The 16,857-nt window shown below is 63.3% G+C and carries 14 protein-coding genes; 4 read left to right on the top strand and 10 right to left on the bottom strand.

Translation table 11 applies throughout. The features are described 5' to 3' along the window. Positions 1-123: 123 nt before the first annotated feature. Positions 124-1,185, top strand: coding sequence for a GH25 family lysozyme (locus IB267_RS25055; protein WP_192450128.1), 1,062 nt, complete (start codon positions 124-126; stop codon positions 1,183-1,185). 46 nt (positions 1,186-1,231) lie between these two features. Here IB267_RS25055 and IB267_RS25050 read toward each other — a convergent pair whose 3' ends face one another. Further along, entirely contained in the window at positions 1,232-2,713 is a 1,482-nt protein-coding gene (locus IB267_RS25050) for a patatin-like phospholipase family protein (protein ID WP_192450127.1), read from the bottom strand. 227 nt (positions 2,714-2,940) lie between these two features. Here IB267_RS25050 and IB267_RS25045 point away from each other — a divergent pair, with 227 nt between their 5' ends. Together IB267_RS25045 and IB267_RS25040 are read left to right on the top strand one after the other, a co-directional pair. Next, a complete protein-coding gene (locus IB267_RS25045; protein ID WP_192450126.1) occupies positions 2,941-3,615 on the top strand; it encodes a response regulator transcription factor in 675 nt (224 codons plus the stop codon). Beyond that, the gene (locus IB267_RS25040) at positions 3,612-4,982 is read left to right on the top strand and encodes a HAMP domain-containing sensor histidine kinase (RefSeq protein WP_192450125.1); all 1,371 of its coding nucleotides are present in this window, start codon (positions 3,612-3,614) and stop codon (positions 4,980-4,982) included. The genes IB267_RS25045 and IB267_RS25040 overlap by 4 nt, the downstream gene beginning before the upstream one ends. A gap of 106 nt (positions 4,983-5,088) precedes the next feature. On the opposite strand, the gene IB267_RS25035 is transcribed toward IB267_RS25040, so the two are convergent. From IB267_RS25035 to IB267_RS25010, 6 genes are all read right to left on the bottom strand, one after another. Continuing rightward, positions 5,089-6,462, bottom strand: coding sequence for an alpha-glucosidase/alpha-galactosidase (locus IB267_RS25035; protein WP_192450124.1), 1,374 nt, complete (start codon positions 6,460-6,462; stop codon positions 5,089-5,091). A gap of 23 nt (positions 6,463-6,485) precedes the next feature. Further along, positions 6,486-8,159: an ABC transporter ATP-binding protein gene (locus IB267_RS25030; RefSeq protein WP_192450123.1), complete on the bottom strand. Its 1,674-nt coding sequence runs from the start codon at positions 8,157-8,159 to the stop codon at positions 6,486-6,488. Between the two features lie 12 nt (positions 8,160-8,171). Beyond that, the gene (locus IB267_RS25025) at positions 8,172-9,299 is read right to left on the bottom strand and encodes an ABC transporter permease (RefSeq protein WP_192450122.1); all 1,128 of its coding nucleotides are present in this window, start codon (positions 9,297-9,299) and stop codon (positions 8,172-8,174) included. Next, positions 9,296-10,306: an ABC transporter permease gene (locus IB267_RS25020; RefSeq protein WP_192450121.1), complete on the bottom strand. Its 1,011-nt coding sequence runs from the start codon at positions 10,304-10,306 to the stop codon at positions 9,296-9,298. The genes IB267_RS25025 and IB267_RS25020 overlap by 4 nt, the downstream gene beginning before the upstream one ends. A 66-nt stretch (positions 10,307-10,372) precedes the next feature. Further along, positions 10,373-12,457, bottom strand: a complete 2,085-nt coding sequence (locus IB267_RS25015; RefSeq protein ID WP_192450120.1) for an ABC transporter substrate-binding protein — start codon at positions 12,455-12,457, stop codon at positions 10,373-10,375. Between the two features lie 110 nt (positions 12,458-12,567). Further along, the gene (locus IB267_RS25010; RefSeq protein ID WP_192450119.1) at positions 12,568-14,031 is read right to left on the bottom strand and encodes an alpha-glucosidase/alpha-galactosidase; all 1,464 of its coding nucleotides are present in this window, start codon (positions 14,029-14,031) and stop codon (positions 12,568-12,570) included. A gap of 188 nt (positions 14,032-14,219) precedes the next feature. On the opposite strand from IB267_RS25010, the gene IB267_RS25005 reads away from it, so the two are divergent. Further along, on the top strand, positions 14,220-15,161 hold the full coding sequence (locus IB267_RS25005; RefSeq protein WP_043623554.1) for an AraC family transcriptional regulator: 942 nt from the start codon (positions 14,220-14,222) through the stop codon (positions 15,159-15,161). A gap of 12 nt (positions 15,162-15,173) precedes the next feature. Here the strand turns inward: IB267_RS25005 and IB267_RS25000 are convergent, their stop codons facing one another. The 3 genes from IB267_RS25000 to IB267_RS24990 form a co-directional block, all read right to left on the bottom strand. Beyond that, complete coding sequence (locus IB267_RS25000) at positions 15,174-15,671, bottom strand: EVE domain-containing protein (RefSeq protein WP_192450118.1); 498 nt, start codon at positions 15,669-15,671, stop codon at positions 15,174-15,176. A 168-nt stretch (positions 15,672-15,839) separates the two neighbouring features. Then, complete coding sequence (locus IB267_RS24995) at positions 15,840-16,169, bottom strand: hypothetical protein (RefSeq protein WP_210336004.1); 330 nt, start codon at positions 16,167-16,169, stop codon at positions 15,840-15,842. A 191-nt stretch (positions 16,170-16,360) separates the two neighbouring features. Beyond that, positions 16,361-16,507, bottom strand: coding sequence for a DUF1127 domain-containing protein (locus IB267_RS24990; protein WP_064817045.1), 147 nt, complete (start codon positions 16,505-16,507; stop codon positions 16,361-16,363). Between the last annotated feature and the right edge of the window lie 350 nt (positions 16,508-16,857).

The raw sequence follows: 16,857 nt of genomic DNA, 5'->3' as shown, positions 1-16,857 counted from the left end.
CAGTGCGTGAAATTGGGTTCGCTTGGTAAGATTGGATTCAAACTTTTTGAGTAAGCTTCCGTTAGCTATTTCACACCTGTCGGCCGGCGATCGCCGTCGACCTTGTTTTGCGTACGGGTGCCCATGCGTCTTTCAGCTGCGACCGCAATCCTTTTTGCCGGCCTCATTTCGGGCTGCTCCTCCAGTTCCAGCCTGGACACCATCGCGCCGCCCTCGCGCGAAACGACGAGTTCGGTCGCTATGTCGGCCGCACCGGTGCCCGCCGCGAATGTCGGTGCACGGGTCGGGCAGGTGACGCCGCCGCAGAACGTCCAATCGGCACCGCCGCAGCTCGCCTGGGCCGGCCCCGTTCCGGAACCGGAAGCCTTCGCGCCCGCGGCAAACACCACGATGACGACAACGCTCGCCGCGCCTGTTCCGGACGCGCGCCCGGTTGCCTTCGTCGCGCCGGAAAATCCGGTGACGCAGGCGATGCCGCAGGGCCGCTCGCGGATCTACGGTCACCGCTTCCGCGACGCCAAGCCGATCAACTTCGGTCGTGCCAAGAATCCGCGCAAGATGGCCGTACATGGCGTCGACGTCTCACGCTGGCAGGCCGACATCGACTGGGCCCGGCTGCGTACGCAAGGGGCGAACTTCGCCTTCATCAAGGCAACCGATGGCGGCGACCACCTCGACCCGATGTTCAAGAAGAACTGGCGCGCCGCCAAGGCGGCCGGCATCCGCCGCGGCGCCTATCACTTCTTCTACTGGTGCCGCACGGCCGGCGAACAGGCCGACTGGTTCATCCGCAACGTTCCGCGTGAACCGGGCGCGCTGCCGCCTGTGATCGACGTCGAATATAACGGCGAATCCAGCTGCAAGCGCCGCCTGTCGCCCGAGCGCGTGCGCGAAAAGATGCAGGTGTTCATGGACAAGCTGGAGGCCCATTACGGCCAGCGTCCGATCATCTACACGGCGCCGGACTTCTATGCCGACAACCTGCAGGGCGCGTTCAAGAACTATCCGTTCTGGCTGCGTGCCGTCGCCCAGCACCCGTCGATCGTCTACCCGAACCGCAAATGGCTGTTCTGGCAGTATTCCGGCTCCGGCCTTTCGCAGGGCGTCGATGGCAAGATCGACCTCAACGTCTTCCACGGCAGCGAGGACCAGTGGCACGACTGGCTGGAGGCACGGGCGAACTGAGCCGGCGGGCACGCCTCTCGTTTCTCTGATCTGACCTTACGCCTTCTCAACCCGCGCGGGCCACCTTCGGCCCGCCATGGTTGATACGGTCGAGGAACCGCCGATAGCCGGGATGGTCGCGCAACAGGCGACGGCCGAGACCCGCAAGAAAATCGACGTCCTTTTCCTTGAGGCTCAGCCGATTGTGCAGCCCGAGGATCCGCCGCGCCAGCGCCGGATCGGAGACATCCGACAGCGCCAGCCGGACGATATCGACATCGAGGTCGCCGCAGCCACGCTTGCCGCCGCCACTGCCGCACCGCCATCTCACGAATTTCTGCCGCCAGGCCGGCAGCTGATCGCGCAGCGCGTCGAAGCTCTGGAGATTGGGAATGTTGATCATCGCGTCGATGGCGGCGACGATCACATCGGGAGCCCTGGGGCTGTCGACATTTTTCGAGATGTCCCCGCCAATCCGCGTGGAGGCATCGACGACGATGACCACCAGATGCCTGAGACGCAAGGCACGCTCCACCGGGATGGGGTCCGGGGCCGGCCGACCCATCAGGTGCAACAGGCTTTGTGCACCGACGCCATCGACCAGGCCGCCATCGTAGAGCTTCAGATAGTTGAGGTCGCTTGCCGTTTCGTAGCGCTTGAGGGAACCGGCGTATTCGCGCGCAACCAGCGAGCCCGGCGCCCGAGGCCCAGCCTTCGGTGTTTTCGCCTCGGGTAGCGCCTCGCAACCGCTTCGAAAATTCTGCAAGGTCAGCGGCGCGAAAACGACCGGAACAGCGGCCGAGGCCGCGACCGCATAGGCGAGCGGATAGTCGTCGTAGCTGCTGCAGATGGCGGTGAACGAGGCGCGGTCGAAGATGAACGGTGCACGGTTGTAGAGATCGGTCGCGTGGATCACCAGGCGCGGCTGACCAGGCCGGCGCTCGAGGCTGCCGAGCGTCGCGCCCTCGAACAGGTTGGCATCGAGCCAGGCCGGGAACCCGGTGCGATCGTTCACGCCGCCACGATAACCGCGCAGAATATTGGGCGGTGAAAACGACGTCCTGAGCGAGGCCTCGACATCGCGCCCGAGAAACCGTTTGCGGAAGTCCTCAAGGCCCGCGCGGCCGTTCAAGGCAAAATAAGAGGCGAGCACAGCACCACCGGAGACGCCGGCAACAACCGCGACATCGTCGGCTAGCCGACGCCCTCGCCCGCCCGGAGACGGCGCCTCGGCCAGCGCCGACAGGACGCCGTAGCCGAAGGCCGCTGAGCGGGCGCCGCCGCCGGAGAAGGCAAGGATGATGCCGGTGTCGCTCACATCCGGCGTCGATTGCGCAAGCGGCACGGCGCCCGTCGTCAGTTCAAGTCGCCTGTTGGTGGGCGTCACGTCCGGGCCGGCGCAGCCGGCTGCAGCAAAGGCGAGCGCCAGGGTACCGTGGCGCAGGAACCGGCTGGCGCGCGCAAGCGCAACCGAGCGGGTCACGCGGTAACCAGCCGGCTTTTGCCTGCGTTGCCTGATTGTAATCGACGTCTGTTTGTTGAGTGTCATGCGCCGTGATCCGGGTTGGCTTTGCCCGCGAGACCTGTCTTTCCAGGTGTCACTGGCGCGCAAGCCTAAGGATCAAGATTGAGCCTGCATGTCATGCAGGGCGCTCGCAACGAATGATTGTGCGGCGACAAAAATCGGGATTACCTTGCGGCGGGATGACAGGTTCCCTCAATGAAGCGGCACTAAGGTCGCGCGCGTAGGCACATTGCACGGGGTAAAGCGCATTCATGCGGGTCTTGCTGGTCGAAGATGAGAAGGAACTGGCGGGGGCGCTGAAGGCCGCATTGAGCCATCACCGGATGATCGCCGATCATGCGCGCGATCTCGCCGAAGCCGCGCTGATCCTGAATGATGCCGTCTATGACGTGGTCGTGCTCGATCGCAAGCTGCCTGATGGCGACGGGCTCTCGCTCATCCCCGTGATACGGGCGCGCGGCAACACCGTGCCGGTGCTGATGCTAACGGCGCTCGACGACCTCGCCGACCGGGTCGCCGGGCTCGATGGCGGCGCCGACGACTATATCGGCAAGCCCTTCGCCTTCGAGGAACTGCTGGCGCGGCTGCGGGCGCTGGCCCGTCGCCCGGTTCCGTTGCAATCCGATGTCGTCACCGTCGGGCGTCTCTCCTTCGATCTCGCCCATTGCGAGGCAAGCGTGGCCGGCACACCGCTGAAGATGCCGCGGCGCGAGCTTCTGGTGCTTGAGACGCTGACCCGCCGCATGGGGCGCATGGTGCTGCGCGCCGCCCTGATGGAGGCCGTCTTCGGCCTCGACGACGAAATCCAGTCCAATGCGCTCGACACCCATATCTCGCGTGTGCGCCGCAAGCTGGCAGACGCGGACGCCGGCGTGACCATCAACGGCATCCGCGGCGTCGGCTATCTGCTACGGGAAGACCAATGAGCGTCCGCGCTTCCCATTCCTTCAAATGGCGGCTCGTCGGCTGGCTCGTGTTGTTCGAGACGGTCGCGATCCTCATCGTCATCGCCATTGCGGTCGGCCTGCTCTGGGTGACCGGCTATCTCATCGACGGCTACGAGAACGGCAATGTCGACGTCTTGAAGGATGCGATCACCCGCAAAGCCGATGGCGGGCTCGAACTTCAGGAAACGCCGGAGCTGCAGCGGCTGCGACAGCAAGCCGGAAAGATCTGGTTCATGGTCCGCGACAAGCAAGGGCACAGCCTCGCGGAGGGTATGGTGCCGGAAGAATTCGCCTTTGCGGTCGCCGGACTCGAGCGCATGAACGACGCGCGCTTCCGGCGCTCCCCCGACAAGAACGCGCGCCCGGAGGCGGTGGTCAAATGGCTCGAGTCGCCGGCCGGCATGGTCCAGATCTTCAGCGGCACGGAGGGACAATTGACCCTCGGCCGTCTGTTGCTCACAACCACCGGCGCCTTCCTCACCATCTTCGTGCCGATGTTGCTGCTGCTCGCCTTTGCGACCGTGGTGGTCACACCGATCGTCGTTAGAAGGATGCTTTCTGGCCTGTCGCACGCGGCCGCCCATGCCGCCCACATCGAATATGACCAGCGCGGCATCCAGATGCCGGTGACGGGCGTTCCCAACGAATTCCTGCCGCTGGTGACGGCGGTCAACGACGCTCTGACGCGACTTGACGACGGCTATACGAGGCACAAGCGCTTCCTGGCGCAGGCCGCCCACGAACTGCGCACGCCGGTGGCGATCCTTGGCGCCCGCATCGCCTCGCTGCCGCCGGGACCGGACAAGACGCGCCTCAACGAGGACGTGACGCGCCTTTCCATCCTGGCAGGCCAGCTTCTCGACCTCGAACGGCTCGACGCCGAAAACGACGAGTTCAGGCCGGTCGATCTTGCGGCGTTGGCCGAGCGGGTGATCGTCGCGCTCGCGCCGCTCGGCTTCGGCGCCGGCTACGAGATGAGTTTCGAGGCGGATCAACGACCCGTGATGATTTCCGGCGACGAGGCGTCGCTGGAGCGGGCGCTCACCAATCTCGTGCAGAACGCCATCGATCACGGCGGAAGGCGTGGCACCATCACGGTGAAGGTGGATCCGCTGGGCGCGATCGATGTTTGCGACGACGGCAACGGCATTCCGCGCAGCGACACAGACCGGATCTTCGAGCCGTTCCAGCGCCTGCGCAAGGACGGCAAGGGCGCGGGGCTTGGCCTCAACCTCGTGCAGAAGATCGTGCACCTGCATGGCGGCTACGTCGACGTCGCGCGCTCGGCGTCCGGCGGCGCCTGCATGCGCATCGTCCTACCGCTGGCGGCAGCCAAGGCAGCTTGAAAAGAACAAGCCCCGGAACCTACGCTGCTTTCCCTTGAATCGGCTAGGACATTGGGGAAGAGGGCATGAAGTTCCGGGGCTCGACGCGGCCTGATCGGGAGAAAAATCAGGCTGCTTGGACCTTCTTCGACACGCGTGCCCATTCCGGGATCCAGTCGCGATGGGCGACGAGCAGGTCGTCGACGAGCGACCAGATCTGGTCGAGGTCGAGTTCGGCCGCCGTATGCGGATCCATCATTGCCGCGTGGTAGAGATGCTCGCGGTTTTCGGTCATCAGCGCCTCGACCGTCAGCTCCTGGACGTTGATGTTGGTGCGGATCAGCGCGGTCAACTGCGGCGGCAGGTCGCCGATGAAGGTCGGCTGGATGCCGGAGGCGTCGACCAGGCAGGGCACTTCCGCGGCGCAGTTCTCGGGCAGCGAGGTGATGCAGCCGTTGTTCCTGAGGTTGCCGTAGATGACAGAGGGCTCGCCGGTCCAGACCGAATTCATGATCGAGGAAGCGTATTCGTGGCTCTCGGCCACCTCGATCGTCTCTGCCTCCTTGAAGGCGGCCGCCTGCCCCTTCCAGCGCTCGATCTGCTCGACGCAGCGCTTCGGATACTCGTCGAGCGGAATGCCGAACTTCTCGATCAGGTCGGGCCGGCCGTCCTTGATGAAGTAGGGTGTGTATTCGGCAAAGTGCTCCGAACTTTCGGTGACGAAATAGCCGAGCCGCGTCAGCATCTCGTAGCGCACCTTGTTGGGGCAGCGCGGGTTCCAATGGCTGGGCTTCGGGAAGCGGCCCTCGCGATAGCCGCGCACGAGATCCGGATAGAGATCGCGGAAGCTGCCATCGGCCTGTTTGTGCTCGAACTTGAGGAAGAAGGCCATGTGGTTGATGCCGGCGGCGCGGTAGCGGATCTCCGAAACCGGGATATCGAGATCGCGCGAAAGCTCGTAGGCCGTGCCCTGGACCGAATGGCAAAGGCCGACCTGGCGGATCGTCGGGAACTTCTCCGAGATCGCCCAGGTGTTGATCGCCATCGGGTTGACGTATTGTAAGAGGATCGCGTTCGGGCAGACCTGTAGCATGTCCTCGCAGATCTTCCAGAGATGCGGCACGGTGCGAAGCCCGCGCATGATGCCGCCGACGCCGAGCGTGTCGGCGATCGTCTGGCGCAGGCCGTATTTCTTCGGCACTTCGAAATCGGTGACCGTGCAGGGCTCAAAGCCGCCGATCTGGAAGGCGACGACGACGAAATCGGCCCCTTCGAGCGCTTGTCTCTGGTTCGAATGGGTCTCGATCTTGGCCTTGACGCCGAGCGTGCGCACCAGCTTGCCGGCGACGATCTCGCTTTCGCCGAGGCGCTCCGGGTTGACGTCCATCAGCGCGATCGTTGCGGCCGACAGCGCCGGGCGCTGCAGCACGTCGCCGATGATGTTCTTCATGAAGACGGTGGAGCCGGCGCCGATGAAGGTGATCTTGGGTTGTCTGGTCATGGATTGCCTCTGCTTTCTAGCGGTCATGCTGCCACATCGAAGGCGGCTCTCACGAGCCTTTCGGTGTAGGCGGTCTTGGGATTGGACAGAATTTCGCTCACCGGCCCCTCCTCGACGATTTTTCCGTGCTGCATCACCACCACCCGGTGGCAGAGCGCGCGCACGACCTTGAGGTCGTGGGAAATGAAGAGGTAGCTCAAGCCCCGCTCGTCCTGCAGCTTGCGCAAGAGTTCGATGATCTGGGCCTGGACAGAAAGATCGAGCGCCGAGGTCGGCTCGTCGAGCAGGATGAATTCCGGCTCGAGCGCGATGGCGCGCGCAATGGCGATGCGCTGGCGCTGGCCACCGGAGAATTCGTGCGGAAAGCGCGACAGGATATTACCGGGCATGCCGGCGGCGGTGAGCGCATCGACCACCCGGTCGACCCGCTCCTTGCGGTTTGCGCCGATGCCGTTGACGACCAGGCCCTCCTCGATGATCTGGCCGATCGACATGCGCGGGTTGAGCGAGGCAAACGGATCCTGGAAAACGATCTGGATGCGCGAGCGCAAGGGCCGCATCTGGGTACGGTCCTTGTCGTGGATCGGGATGCCGTCGAAGAAGACTTCGCCGCCATCGGCGTTGAGAAGGCGGATCAGCGCCTGGCCGAAGGTCGTCTTGCCGGAGCCGGATTCGCCGACGAGCCCGAGCGTCTCGTGCTTGCGCAGGTTGAGGCTGAGCCTGTCGACCGCGACCAACTCAGAAAACTGCGAGCGGAACAGGCCGCCCTTCTTCAGCATGAAGGAGACCTTCACGTCCCGCCCCTCGAGCACGATCGGCGCCGTGTCCGGCAACGGCTTGGCGGCGCCGGAAGGCTCCGACGAGAGCAGCCGTTTCGTGTAGGCATGAAGCGGATCGGCAAACAGCGCCGCGGTGGTGTTGTGCTCCTTCACCTCGCCATGCTGCATCACGTAGACGTAGTCCGAGAACTGCCGAACCACCGTCAGGTCGTGGGTGATCAGGATCACCGCCATGCAGAGCTCGCGCTGCAGGTCTCGGATGAGGTTGAGGATCTGCGCCTGGACGGTGACGTCGAGCGCCGTCGTCGGCTCGTCGGCGATCAGCACATCCGGATCGTTGGCGAGCGCCATGGCGATCATCACCCGCTGGCGCTGGCCGCCGGAGAGCTGGTGCGGATACTGGTTGATGCGAAGCTCCGGATCCGGGATCTTCACGTGGCGCAGCAGTTCGAGCGCCCGCTCGGTCGCCGCACGACGGCTCATCCGGCGATGCGCCCGGATCGCCTCGATGATCTGCGTGCCGACCGTATAGACCGGGTTCAGCGAACTCATCGGCTCCTGGAAGATCATCGCCAGTCGGTTGCCGCGCAAGGCGCGGCGTTCGCGTGGCGAGAATTTCAACACGTCCTTGCCGTCATATTCGATGCGCGATTGGGCGGCGATCGTCGCGCGCTTGGAGAGCAACCCCATGACGCTGCGCGCGGTGACCGACTTGCCCGAGCCGGACTCGCCGACGATGGCGATGGTCTCGCCGCGGTAAAGCTGGAAGGACACGTCCTTCACCGCGTCCACCGTGCCATGCTCGACCTTGAAACGAACCGCGACATTGCGGGCGTCGATGACCGGCCGGCCATCGCGTTCGGCAAGGTCCCTGCGCTCGGAAGGCGCAGCGGTGAGGACGTCGATTGCTTCAGACATGATGCGTCCTCCTCAATAGGGATCGATGGCGTCGCGCAGGCCGTCGCCAAGGGCATTGAAGGCGAAGACGGTGACAAGCACGAAGGCGACGGGCGACAGGATCCACGGATAGGATCCGATGACGGAATAGGTGGAGGTGTCCTGCAACATCAGGCCCCAGGAAATGAGCGGCGGCTTGACCGCAAAACCGAGGAACCCGAGGAAGGATTCGAGCAGCACCACCTGCGGGATCGACAGCGTGACGGCGACGATCACATGGCTCATCACGTTCGGCAGGATATGCTGGAAGATGATACGCCGGTCGCTGGCGCCGACGGCGATCGCCGCCCGCACATAGTCGATGCGGGCAAGCGCCAGCGTCTTGCCGCGCACCTCGCGCGACATCTGCGCCCAGCCGAGCGCTGACATGACGATGATGACGAAGGCGAGGAAGACATTGGTCGGCGCCGTCACCGGGATCAGCGAGGTCAGCGCCAGGTAGAGCGGCAGTTGCGGAAAGGCGAGCACCAGCTCGACGAAGCGCTGCGTCCAGACGTCGAAGCGGCCGCCGAAATAGCCGGACGCCATGCCGACGGTGGTGCCGACAACGGTGACGATCGAGACGACGATCAGCGCGATCATCAGCGAGATGCGCGATCCGACGAGAATGCGCGACAGCACATCGCGGCCGAACTTGTCGGTGCCGAGCAGATGCACCGGCGAACCATCGACCGCGCCGAAGAAATGCCGTTCGGCCGGGATCAGGCCGAAAAGGCGGTAGGGCGCGCCCTTGACGAAGAAACCGAGGATCTGCGGGTTGTCGTAATCCGGGCCGATGATCGGCTGGAAGGTGATCGGGTCAAGCTCGGTGCCTTCACTGAGCGGATAGCTGCGCGGCGAGAAGACGAAATTGCCGTCCTTGTCGCTAAAGCTGATCGCCTGCGGCGGCGCGAAGGCGACACCCGTGGCCTTCGGATCGACCGGCGACAGGAAGTCGGCGAAGACCGCCATGAAGATCAGCAGACCGACAAGGACGAGGCCGAGCATGCCGGTCCAGGACCGCTTCAGCCGGCGCCAGACGAGCGCAGGATAGCTTTCGTTGTGCTGCTCGTTCTTGGGTTCGACGACGAGCGGAATGGTCGTTTGCATCTCAGCGGTCATGCCGGGGCTCCTCCGAGACGCACGCGCGGATCGAGTGCGGCCAGCAGCATGTCGGCGATGATATTGCCGAGGATGAGGGTTGCCGACAGCACCAGCATGAAGGTGGCGGTGACATAGACGTCGCCCACCCACATGGAGCCGACGATGGCCGGACCGACGGTCGGCAGCGCGAAGATGATCGCCGTCTCGATCTCACCCGTCAGCATGTAGGGCAGCACGACACCCTGGTACATGATCAGCGGATGCAGCGCGTTCGGAACGGCATGGCGCATGACGACGGCGCCTTCGCTCAAACCCTTCGCCCGGGCGGTTTCGACATACTGGGCGTTGAGCGTGTCGAGCAGATTGCCGCGCATCACCCGCATGTTGTAGGCGAGGCCGCCGAAGGTGGCGATCGCCACGACCGGCCAGACATGTTTGACCAGATCGACGAACTTGTCCCACGACCAGGGTGCGCCGCCATAGCGGGCCGAGTGGAACGAGTTGATTTCGCTGACATTGAAGTGGAAGACGAGGATATAGACGATGATCAGCGCCATCAGGAAGCGCGGCACCGTCATGCCGAGGAAGGCAACCGTCGAAAGCAGGCTGTCGATCCAGGAATATTGCCGCGTGGCGGCGATGATACCGAAGGAAATACCGATGATCGACGCGAGGATATGGCAGACGAGCGCCAGCGCCAGCGTGCGCGGCAGGCGTTCGCCGACGACATCGGCAACCGGCTTGTTGTAATAGAGGCTGTGGCCGAAATCGCCGCGCGTCAGGATGCCGGTCATCCAGTTGACGTATTGCACCGGCAGCGGCTTATCGAGACCATGCTCCTTGCGATAGGCCTGCGCCTGGGCTTCGGCCTCCTCGTAGGACGCGCCACCCTGGTTGATCAGCTGCGAACGAATGTAATCGCTATAGTCTCCGGGCGGCGCCTGGATGATGGCGAAGGTCGCCACGCTCAAGACAAGCAGCACCGGAATGGCAGAGGCGAGGCGGACAAGCAGAAACCTGAACATGCCGTTTCCTTCTGTCGTTGGGGTGATCGAGCGCTCCTCCGGCCTGTAGCCGGAGGAGCGGTTGCGTTAGTTGCTCAAGCCCTTGTCGCCGGGCTTGCCCGGAAGCTGTTCGGCAAAGAGCTCGAAATCACCCTGTTTGTCCGAGGGGACGAAGAGGCGCTCGCGCATGATCGTGTCCTCGGCCCAGTTGAACATGAAGATCGGCGCTCCGGTCGGCACGTTGGCGAAGCGCTTGTTGATGATCAGCGCGCCCGGATATTCGGTAAGGCCGACCGTATCGAGATTCGTCGTCGCGACCTTCTGATACTGCTTCATCAACTCCGCGCGCTCGGCATTGTCGTTGGTGGCGATGAACTTGTTGATGATGTCGACGAGTTCCTGTTCGAAGGGCATCAGGTCAAGCTGTCCGCCTTCCGGTGCACGGTGGTGCCAGCTGGTGCGCGGACCGGCGGCCGCCAACTGCGGCGTGTTTTGCACGACGGAGGCATATTCGGCGGCGTTGCGGTGAACCATCCAGTCGAACTTGCCGGCATAGTTGGTTGCGTCCCGCTGCTTGCCGTCAAGCGAGTTCAGGACCACCCGGAGGCCGAGCTTTTCCATCTGGCCGATCAGGCCTTCGGCGAGGTTGCGGTCGGTCGCGTAACTGTTGTCGATCAGAAGCACGATCTCCACGTCCTTGCCGCCGGCCTTGTCGGCAGGGAAATTGACGAAGCCGTTGCCGTCGGTGTCCTTCAGGCCAGCTTTCTCAAGCAGAGCCTTCGCGCCATCAAGATCGAAGGGATAGTAGACGGTCGACTCCCGGTCGTAGAAGCTGGTGCCGGAGGAAAGTCCGCCCGGATAGATCGCCGTGAAGGGGCCCTTCACCAGCGCCTCGCCGAGCTTCTTGCGATCGACGGCCATGGTCACGGCCTTGCGGAAATCCTCGTTGCGGTTGAGCTCACGCACGGCCTGGGCGCGTTCGTCCGGCTCACCCCAGCCGTTGGCCGAGAAGTTCATGTGCAGATTGTAACCGATAAGGCGCGGGCCGAAGGCGAGGCGAGCGGGAGCCGTGTCCTGCGCTGCGCGCTTTAGCGACTCGACGAAGTTTTCCGGCTGCTCCAGGTTGGAAAGATCGGCGGAGCCGGCGATTGCCTGCACGTCGCGATCGGCCCAGGTCGAGAGCTTGTAGTGCAGCTCGTTGATATAGGGCAGCTGGTTGCCCGCCTCGTCGACCTTCCAGTAGTAGGGGTTGCGGCGCAATACGATGATATCGTCGGGGCGATAGGCGACCGGCACCCAGGCGCCCATGACCGGGATGTTCATATACTCCGGCGGGAAGGCATTCTTGTATTGGTCATAGGTGGTGCCGGCATATTTCGGATGCTTGGCTTTGAGGATATGCGACGGGCCGGGGCAGAAGGTGCCGTAGGCCATGGCATAGAGATGCTGGCGCGGGAACGCCTCCTTGAAGGTCCATTCGACCGTATACTGGTCGATCTTCTTCAGCGTCGTGCCGGCGCCGAAAGTCTCGGGCGTTGCGCCGTTCAGCGGCGTCACGCTCGGGTCGAGCACGTTGTCTTCCCAGTAGAACATCACGTCGTCGGCGTCGAATAGGTCGCCATCCGACCACTTGGCACCCTCGACCAGATGCATCGTCAGCTTGTGGCCGTCAGAAGACCAGTCCCAACTCCTGGCGAGGTTCGGCAGCGGTTCGACGTCCTTGGCTTCCACCTGGAAGAGCGGCGCCGTGCGGGTTAGGCATTCGGACATGCCGATATCGATGCCGCCCCAGCCCTGGCTCTGGCCGGCCGAGTAGTTCCAGCCTTCCGGCCGACCGCCGATCACGTGACGCAGCGTGTCGCCATAGACGCCGACGCCGTCGGGCATGTTGCCGGTCTTGAAGACCATCGGCTCCTTCGGCAGCCGCTCGGCGACCGGCGGCAGCTTGCCGGTCTTGACGTATTTCTCGGTAACCCAGGCCGGTTCCTTGTATTCCGGCAGCGCCTTGAATTCGGCGATCGAGTCGCGCGGCACATAGGTAATCTTGCCCTCGGCCGGGAATGCCGGCTGCTGCGGCACGACGGTGGGCTCGGAGGCGGCCGCCTCCAAGGCAAAGGTCGAGATGCCGACAAGCAGCAGGCTCGCCATTTTCGTCAGTCTGTGGCTGGTCATTGGCTCAGATTCTCCCTCTTTCGCCGCGCCGGAACGCGGCCTCCTCCTTGTAAAGTCTGCAGTTCAGGCAGCGCTGCTTGCGTCTCCTCACGCAAGCAGCGCTGCAATCATCAGCCGGCGGCGCGGACCTGGCGCTCGGCGCGCAACTCGTCGAGCGAGCGCACCTGACGCCGCGCGGCGCCGTTCCACTCGCGAGTCTTGACGGTGGCGCGGCCAAGCCGCTCCTTCGCACCATCGATCGCGTGGGCGTATTGCGGCAGCCACTGGCTTTGCGCGACCACCATCTCGTCAACCATCTGCCAGACCTCGTCCGGCGTGCAGATCGCGCCGACCAGCGGATCGTGCAGCATCGCCAGCTTCAGAAGGTCGAGATCGCCGGTCACGGCTGCATGGACCGACATGCGCTGGACGTTGATCGAGGAAAGGCAGGTGGCAGCACAGGCCTCAGGAAGGGTGATGCCCGATACCATGTTGATGCCGAAACGATCGACGAAGCCGGGGGATTCGATGATCGCGTCGGCGGGCAGGTTGGTGATCACGCCATTGTTCTTGACGTTGAAATGGCCGCGATAGACCCGGCCTGTTTCCAGGGCCTCGAGAATATGGCTTGCATGCTCGTTCGAGCGCTTGTTGTGATCGAGCGGATTTCCGGCCGCTTCGAGGAACTGCGGAAACTCGGTTTCGAACCAGTTACGCGTCTCGGTCGAATGGCGGAGGTAACCACCGGTCTCTCCGTGGATCCAGTCCGACATGTCGATCCAGCGGGTAATTTCCTCCGGGCGCTTGCGATACCAGGGAAGATATTCGGAGAGATGGCCGTTGCTCTCGGTCGAATAGACGCCGAAACGCTTCAAGACGTCGATCCGGAGCTTTTCCTGCTTGGAGAACACCGGATGCGCTTCGAAGGCCGCGACCAGTTCGTCCTTGCCGATCCTGCGCCCCTTGAGCCTGACATCGACGAACCAGGTCTGGTGGTTGATGCCGGAGCAGACGTAGTCGAGTTCGCCCTCGCCGGCGCCGAGGATTTCGGCGATCTGCTCGCCGCCGTGCTGGACACCGTGGCAAAGACCGACCGTGTCGACCTTGCCGTATTCGATCGCCGCCCAGGTGTTCATCGCCATCGGGTTGGCATAATTCAGGAACTTCGCGCCCGGCTCGGCGACGGCCCGGATATCCTTGCAGAAATCGAGGATGACGGGGATGTTGCGCTGGCCGTAGAGGATGCCGCCGGCGCAGATCGTATCGCCGACGCACTGGTCGACCCCGTATTTGAGCGGAATGCGGATGTCGTCGGCATAGGCTTCGAGACCGCCGACGCGCACGCAGCTGATGATGTAGCGGGCGCCTTCCAGCGCCCTCAACCGGTCGGTGGTTGCCGTCACCTTCGTCGGCAGGCGGTTGACCTCGACGATCCGGTCGAGGATCGCCTTGATCATTTCCAGATTGCGGGCGCTGAGGTCGGTCAGCGCAACCTCGATGTTGCGCAATTCCGGCACGGCGAGAATGTCGGTGAACAGCTTCTTGGTGAAGCCGATGCTGCCGGCGCCGATGATGGCGATCTTGAACGTTGCCATGCCCTCACTCCTCATGAACTGCATGCATTTCTGACAAAGGGTAAAATCAATTCACGGTTTCTCACCGTCTCTACGCGCAACTTCGATGCATCCCCTCATTTTCTACGGGCCGAAAGCACCGCCTGTTGCGCTGTTGGCGGTCATTATGTGTATAATCGCCGACCCCGCCAGAGCGGTATTGTGCTTTCATGGGTAATTTTATGCTGCAAGATTTGATCGACAACGGCCCGATTATGCGCACGGTTTCGCTGCCGCGGGGACGCCAGAGCCTGCATGCGATGCCGACCAGCACCGGCTATGAAATCCGCAACAATGCGACCTATGACTGGGACGGCAGAAAGCGCGGAAACACGCCCTTCACCGTGCTGCAGCACACAATCGCGGGGGCCGGAAACCTGCGTTACGAAAACCGCAGCTATCGGGTACGCGGGGGCGAGACGCTGCTGCTGCTGGTGCCGCACAATCATCGCTACTGGCTGGAAGATGGCGGGCGCTGGGAGTTTTTCTGGATCTCGATGAACGGCGACGAGGCGCTGCGCATCCACCGCGCCCTGCTTGCCGTCACCGGCCCGGTCCTGAAGCTGCAACCGGAAACGATCGAACATCTGGCCGACTGCAGCCTGCGCCTGATCCGCGGCGGCGAGACGCCGGGCAGAGCTTCGGCGATTGCCTATGAGGCGGCGATGGCGCTCTACGACGACGTCTTCGGCTCGCATCCGGTGTTCAGCCATGAGCACAGGACGATGCACCGCGTCGTCGACCACATCATGAACAACCTGCAGAACCCGCTTCCGGTAGAGGAACTGGCGCGCGTGTCGGGTCTGAGCCGGGCGCATTTCTCCCGCGTCTTTGCCGCCAGCGAAGGCATGGCGCCGGCCGAATATGTGCTGCAGAAGCGCTTGCAGCGCGCGGTCAAACTGCTGACGAAAACGGCAAGCCTGCCGGTCAAGGAAGTGGCGATCCTCTCAGGCTTCGAGGATCCCAACTACTTCGCCAAGGTCTTCCGCCGCTCGTTCGGGCTGAGCCCGACCGAATTCAGAACCACAGGCATGTATGCCAGCGTGCCGGCCGGCTCCGTGGAGCAACCGGTCGACACGGGGGAAGAAGCGACGGTGCTGTTAACGGGTTGAGGGCGACGGCGGTCAGCCGGCAAGTTGCTGGCGATAGGCCGACGCCCTCGGGAAAACCATGCCGAGGTCGGCATGCATGGCCCGCGCGATCACGCGGAAATCCCGCTCGCTGATGGCGAGATGACCAACACGCAGCTTCTGGTCCCAGTTGCGGTTGCCTTCGGCAAACTCCAGGCTGTCGAGCCAGGGGCGAACCGGGGCCTCCATGCTGTCGGCCCAGTCGATGTCGCCGCGATGCGGCGCGACACCGCCCATGGCAAAGAAGTAGGGCGGGCGCTCCTTGACGACGCCGATGGCGGCAAAACAGGCGAGCCCCGCCCGGCCATTGAAGGCAGCGTTCGGCGCATAACCGATGAAGCCGTCGCCCGCCTTCATGCGCGTCATCGCCTGGACATTGCCGTAGCCGTAGCCAAAGCGAGAGAATCCGTCTTCCGCAGCATGCTGCAGGTCATCGCCGGAAACCGCGCCGATCCAGAAATTGCGCTCGCCCGACCTGTTTGCTGCACCCATCTGAAACATATCCTGCGCCGACATCTGCAATCCCTCGATCTCTTATCCTGCGACCACTTTACGCGCGACCCCTGCCAGATTCTGTCAGCATCGTTTTGACGCTCCGGCATACTCGTCGAGCCGCGTCCCAGCCCTCTTCGGAGGGCGCTTCCCATTGGCCGAAAAGCGTCAAGCCCGCGGCTCCGGCAAGCGCCACCGACGCATGGTTGTCGAGCTGGCAGCGATATTGCGGCTGGTAGCCCCTTTCAAGCGCAGCCCGGCTGATGGCGCGCACAACCTTGCGGGCGTCACCTGTCCCGTCGTCGGCGACAGCGCGGCGGCGAGCCCCGGCGACAGAACGGCCCTTACGCCGTTTTCAGCGGTGTGCAGCACCATGGCCGGGCTGTCCTCCTCGAAGTCGGAATTGACCGTGACGGTGAACCGATCCGCGCTTGCGAGTACATCGCCCACAAAGGATGCGCTCCAGAAATCGGTAATCTCAGGGGAAAACGACGGCATGGCACTTTATCTCTTGAAGGAACACGCGCCCGCGGGAAGCGGCGAGAGGTGCGATTAATGGAGTAATCGATTAATCAAATCGCAGTGCCAGCGATGTGTGCGACGACAATGGCGCAATGAAGGCGCCAAAAAGCAAAAGCGCCCGCAGGAGATGCAGGCGCTTGGCAATTCTTCAGTCTATGTGGGTCGCCTTAGCGGGCGAAGGCCGTGCGTGCGACGCGGTCGATGTCGGCGCGTTCGATGCCGAGGTCGCGAAGTTCGCGGTTCGACATGCGGCCCAGTTCGGTGACCGTCTGACGGTACTTGCGCCAGTTGTTGATGGAGCGTGCGATGTTCATTTGATCCCCCTTTCAATGGGCTTTCGAAGCCTGGCTGCCAGTCCGTGGCGCCTCGTTTCACTTCGATGAACACCTTATAGCTCAGGCTTTCCGTAAGTTGCAGCGCTCAAAACTCAGCGCTCCCATGTGGGAAATGCATGGGTCGACAGAAAGCGCCGGGTCTGCCGCCGGTGCGGGCAGCCCGATTGCACAAACCTGTTTCCAGACAGCGCTTTTATAACAACGCGCGTTGCAACCGCGCCGGGCCTTCAACAAAGTGCCGCTGAAGGCAAACACACGTATTTGGATATTCCCGCCACCATGCACCCATCACGGAAACGGTTGATCCCTGCGGCAGAGACAAGTATTTC

Origin of the sequence: Ensifer sp. ENS09 (assembly GCF_014852425.1) — a bacterium.
Lineage (GTDB): Bacteria > Pseudomonadota > Alphaproteobacteria > Rhizobiales > Rhizobiaceae > Ensifer.
This window is presented reverse-complemented; position numbering and strand designations above follow the sequence as displayed.